5 protein-coding genes and 1 tRNA gene are annotated in these 3,345 nt (G+C 66.7%); 4 read left to right on the top strand and 2 right to left on the bottom strand.

What is annotated here, in order from left to right:
- Nucleotides 1-77 (top strand) — tRNA-Met (locus AC1RTO_RS19260).
- 6 nt (nt 78-83) lie between these two features.
- Here the strand turns inward: AC1RTO_RS19260 and AC1RTO_RS19255 are convergent.
- The gene (locus AC1RTO_RS19255; protein ID WP_493162453.1) at nt 84-506 is read right to left on the bottom strand and encodes a hypothetical protein; all 423 of its coding nucleotides are present in this window, start codon (nt 504-506) and stop codon (nt 84-86) included.
- Nucleotides 503-1,474 (bottom strand): recombinase family protein, encoded by a 972-nt coding sequence (locus tag AC1RTO_RS19250; RefSeq protein WP_493162452.1) that lies wholly within the window; start codon nt 1,472-1,474, stop codon nt 503-505. Before AC1RTO_RS19250 ends, AC1RTO_RS19255 begins: the two co-directional genes overlap by 4 nt.
- A gap of 3 nt (nt 1,475-1,477) precedes the next feature.
- Here AC1RTO_RS19250 and AC1RTO_RS19245 point away from each other — a divergent pair, with 3 nt between their 5' ends.
- The 3 genes from AC1RTO_RS19245 to AC1RTO_RS19235 all read left to right on the top strand — a co-directional run.
- Nucleotides 1,478-1,606: a hypothetical protein gene (locus AC1RTO_RS19245; protein ID WP_493162451.1), complete on the top strand. Its 129-nt coding sequence runs from the start codon at nt 1,478-1,480 to the stop codon at nt 1,604-1,606.
- Between the two features lie 36 nt (nt 1,607-1,642).
- The gene (gene istA, locus AC1RTO_RS19240) at nt 1,643-3,154 is read left to right on the top strand and encodes an IS21 family transposase (protein ID WP_493162454.1); all 1,512 of its coding nucleotides are present in this window, start codon (nt 1,643-1,645) and stop codon (nt 3,152-3,154) included.
- On the top strand, nt 3,141-3,345 hold a 205-nt coding region (locus AC1RTO_RS19235), incomplete at its 3' end, for an ATP-binding protein (RefSeq protein ID WP_493162450.1). The genes istA and AC1RTO_RS19235, both read left to right, overlap by 14 nt.

Below are 3,345 nucleotides of genomic sequence, written 5' to 3'. Positions count from 1 at the left end.
CGCGGGGTGGAGCAGCCCGGTAGCTCGTCAGGCTCATAACCTGAAGGTCACAGGTTCAAATCCTGTCCCCGCAACCAACGGTATCACAAAAGCCCCAGGCCCACAGGCCCGGGGCTTTTGTGCGTTTGAGCACACGCTTCTTCCGGGAACGCCAGCATCCGGTACAGGTCGCCGTAGAGCTTAATAGAACGACGCTTGCCGCCACGCGCGCTACCCGGCTGCACCACGATCTTCTCGATAAGAGGGCGGATGATCTGCCGGGCGCCCGCGCCATCATCGGAGGCGAGGTGCGCGTCGAGCTCGGTGATCGCGCGCGTGTACAGGCTCTCGTGGTTGGCCGGTAGGCGCACGATCTGTGATGCGGGCGTGGCCGCGATGGTCTTCTCTAGGCGCCGTTCCTCGGCTTCCAGATCCTTGACCCGCGTCGTCAGTGCGCGGGGGGCATCCTTCTTCCTCGATGCGGGTGACGAGGTTGGCAATACGGGCGCGGGTTTCAGCAAGGTCACGCTCGGCGGTGGCACGCTCCGCGTTTCCGGCCTGCGCCGAGGCGGCGAGCTCCTGCTGGAGCAGAGCGGCGAAGCGTTTGGTGAGCGCCGGCGTCAGCAGCCGCATCGCGGATGCCCACCAGCGCGCGGGCTTCCAGTTCCGTGGTGGTGATCGGGCCGTTGTCGCATGTCCCTATGCGGTGCCCCTTGCAGCGCCACCGACCGGCGCCGGTGGCCAGGAACGGGGCGCCGCACGCGCCGCAGGTCACCAGTCCGGACAGGAGGAGGGCGGGACGCTTCGCGCCACTCAGCGGACTGCCGATCCGCTTGAACCTCGCATCGCGCACGCGGCGTGCTTCTTCCTGCCGCGCCTTCACCTGCCCCCACAGCGGCTGGTCGATGATCCCCAGCTGCGGCTCGTCACGAATGATCCACTCCGCCTCCAGATTGAGGCGCGGGCGGCGCGAAAAAGCGCGTCGCTTGTTGGGCACCTCGACCCAGGTGCGACGGTTGAAGATACGGCGACCGATGTAGAGCTCGTTGTTGAGGATGCCCTCGCCGAGCGTCACGGCGCCCGAGAGTGTCGAGGGGTTCCAGACCCCGGCATTGTGCTTGCCGCGTTCGCGGGCGTGCGGGGAGGGGATGCCATCGGCGTTGAGGGCGTTGCAAATCCGCTTCAGGCTCCAGCCATCCGCGTACAGGCGGAAAATGCGACGAACGAGTTCGGCATGCTCGTCGTCGATCGCGAGCTGGTCGATTTCGCGTCCTTGTGCATCCTCGCCGGTAATTGCGCGGCGGTAGCCGAGCACGCGACCGCCCGTGGGACCGCCGCGCGTCGCCTTGCCGCGCAGGCCCCGCCTGGTCGTATAGGCGATGCGCATTCGCTGTTGCTCGCCAATGATGCCCTTGAACGCGAGCACGAGGTCATCGGCCTTGCCCGCCACCACCGTATGCACCGCCACCTGCTGCAGGCGGAACAGCTTGACCATGTAATGGAGATGCTCGGCGTCGCGGCTCAGCCGGTCGACATCCTCGATGATGAGTGTGGATCGGCGTGGAAAAAGGACCCCGGTAGCGGGGTGATCGGCGTCGAAAAAGGACCCCTCATCCCGGTGGTCTAGGCTGCACGCTTGGCGGTGTCAGGCGGCGAGATCGGGATGTTGGTATTGGAGACGGTGTTGAGGATCCGGCGCGAGCATGCGGCGGGGAAAGCCATCAAGGCGATCATGCGAGACCTGCATTTATCTCGCAAAGTGGTGCGCACGGCGATCCGGTCGCCGGAGGCGGGCATGGGCTACCGGCGCGAGGTGCAGCCGCGGCCCAAGCTGGGGCCGTTCCAGGCGCGACTGAATGCGTTGCTGGAGGAAGACGAGGCGCGGCCGCGGCGCGAGAAGCTGCGCATCACGCGCATCCACGATCTGCTGCTGCGCGAGGGGTTCGATGGCTCATACGATGCGGTGCGTCGCTATGCGGCCCGCTGGCGGCAGGCACGTCGTCGGGACGTGATGAATGCACCGGCGTTCATCCCGCTGCTGTTTCGGCCGGGCGAGGCCTATCAGTTCGACTGGAGCCACGAGGACGTCGAGATCGCGGGCAAGCCAATGCGCGTGAAGGTCGCTCATGTGCGGCTGTGTGCGTCACGCACGATGTATGTGCGGGCCTATCCGCGCGAGACGCAGGAGATGCTGTTCGACGCTCATGCGCGGGCGTTCGCCTTCTTTGGAGGCGTGCCGACGCGCGGCATCTACGACAACATGAAGACGGCAGTGACGAGCGTGTTCACCGGCAAGGAGCGGATCTTCAACCGGCGCTTCCTAGTCATGGCCAGCCATTACATGGTTGAACCGACAGCCTGCTCACCGGCAGCCGGCTGGGAGAAAGGCCAGGTCGAGAACCAGGTGCAGACCGCGCGCGGCCGGTTTTTCCAGCCGCGCCTGCGCTTTGCCAGCATCGAGGAACTGAACGGCTGGCTGGAGGCGGAGTGTCGGCGCTGGGCTGAGCTACACCAGCATCCCGAGCAGAAAGAGCTGACGGTTGCTCAGGCCTGGGCTGCGGAGCGTGGCATGCTCCAACCGGTCGTCGCGCCCTTCGACGGGTTCTACGAGAGCGAACATGCGGTGAGCGGGACGTGCCTGATAAACTTCGACCGCAACCGCTACTCGGTCATGGCCAAGGCGGTGCGGCGCGCGGTCCAGGTTCGTGCCTATGCCGACCGCATCGTCGTGCGCTGCGACGGCGAGGTCGTTGCCGACCATCCCCGGTTCTTCGGACGCGACCGGACCATCTACGACCCGTGGCACTATCTGCCGGTGCTGGTGACCAAGCCGGGCGCCCTGCGCAACGGCGCGCCATTCCAGGGCTGGGAGCTGCCACCCGCGCTGTCACGGCTGCGTCGCAAGCTCGGCGCCGGCGACGATGCCGACCGGCGGTTCGTGCGGGTGCTGGCGACTGTGCTCGACGACGGACTGGAAGCGGTGGAAGCGGCCGTGCGCGAGGCGCTGCTGGCCGGCGTCACCAGCGATGACGTCATCCTCAACATCCTGGCCCGCAGGCGCGAACCGCCAAGAGCATTGACCATCGTCACACCCGAGGACCTAGCGCTCCGCCATCCGCCGCGTGCCGACTGTGGCCGCTACGACAGCCTGCGAGGCCTCTATGCAGCGGCATGAGATGATGACGGCCATGGCGGGCCTTGGTCTGAAGGGCATGGCCAGTGCCTTCGACGAGGCGGTGACCACCGGCCTGCAGCGCAAGCGCACGACGATGGAAGTCCTGACCGACCTGCTCCGTGCCGAGGCAACCCACCGCCATGCAGCGTCAGTCCGCTACCGGATGTCGGCGGCCAGATTGCCGGCGGTGA

Source organism: Sphingomonas sp. GW821-FHT10F09 (genome assembly GCF_058809195.1).
Note: the sequence above shows the minus strand (reverse complement) of the source record. Positions and strands in the feature narration are given on the sequence as shown.

Excerpts from the sequence above, each read along its gene's own strand:
- AC1RTO_RS19250 (WP_493162452.1), bottom strand. The coding sequence starts at position 1,474 with ATGGTCAAGCTGTTCCGCCTGCAGCAGGTGGCGGTGCATACGGTGGTG.
- AC1RTO_RS19245 (WP_493162451.1), top strand. The coding sequence starts at position 1,478 with ATGGAGATGCTCGGCGTCGCGGCTCAGCCGGTCGACATCCTCGATGAT.
- istA (WP_493162454.1), top strand. The coding sequence starts at position 1,643 with ATGTTGGTATTGGAGACGGTGTTGAGGATCCGGCGCGAGCATGCGGCG.